Genomic DNA, 894 nt, shown 5'->3' on the forward strand with positions numbered 1-894 from the left:
CACGACATATACAACGCGCACCTTATCCCGAAACGGCCTCCCGAGATCGAGCGCTTGCCTACGGATGTTCCACTGTCGTGATTGAAAGGTGCCACCCCAACCAGCGAGGCTATTTCTCGGGCCTCCACATGGCCCAACTCCGGCAGCAGCGTCACAAGCCTCCCAGCCGTCACCAGCCCGATACCTTTGACCTGGACCAGTTGAGCAATTCGTTCATCACCCAGTCGCTCGGCTTGCAGCTCGATCTCATGTTCAATCTGCTTGATCTGAGACCTGAAGTGCTGGAGGTTGGACTTCAGGAAGCGAGCGACCACCTCAGACTGAGCCTGTTTCAGGCGCCGCCGGTCGTCGTCTCGCTGCTGGACCAGACGATCACGCTGCTGCAGCAGCTCGCGCAGCAACGCCCTCTGCGGACTGACTTGCAGAGTAGGTTTATCGGGGATAACTTCGGCGAAATGCGCCAACACTGCTGCATCGATGGCGTCGGTCTTGGCTTTGATATTCATGGACTCGGCAAACGACCTGGCTCGCCTGGGATTGACGCGAATGACCTTGTAGCCAGCGCTCTGCAGAAAGCTCAGCACCTCGCGTTCGTATCCGCCTGTCGCCTCCAGCAGGACACGCTTGACCTTGAGACCTCGAAGGCTCTTCTCCAATACCTCGAAACCTGCCCGATCGTTGGTGACATTGATCGTGAGGCTCTGGGGACGGACCGCTATGTCCAGCGTGCGACTAGAAACATCGATACCCACAAAGGAAACCATCACCAAAATCTCCTAGACTCAACAGAGTGAGAGGACTTTGGCTTGGCCCACGCTTGTGATTCGAGATCAAGGCCGCATCCAACTGTTCGGGCTCTCGCCAAAGTGGAACGGTGAATGGCAGCTTGTGCTC

At 57.2% G+C, this 894-nt stretch carries 1 protein-coding gene; it reads right to left on the minus strand.

What is annotated here, in order from left to right; genetic code table 11:
- On the minus strand, window positions 1–764 hold a 764-nt coding region (locus VA602_RS00480; RefSeq protein WP_323452163.1), incomplete at its 3' end, for a transposase.
- Window positions 765–894: the final 130 nt, after the last annotated feature.

Origin of the sequence: Pseudomonas machongensis (genome assembly GCF_034961125.1) — a bacterium.
Classification (GTDB): Bacteria; Pseudomonadota; Gammaproteobacteria; order Pseudomonadales; family Pseudomonadaceae; genus Aquipseudomonas; species Aquipseudomonas machongensis.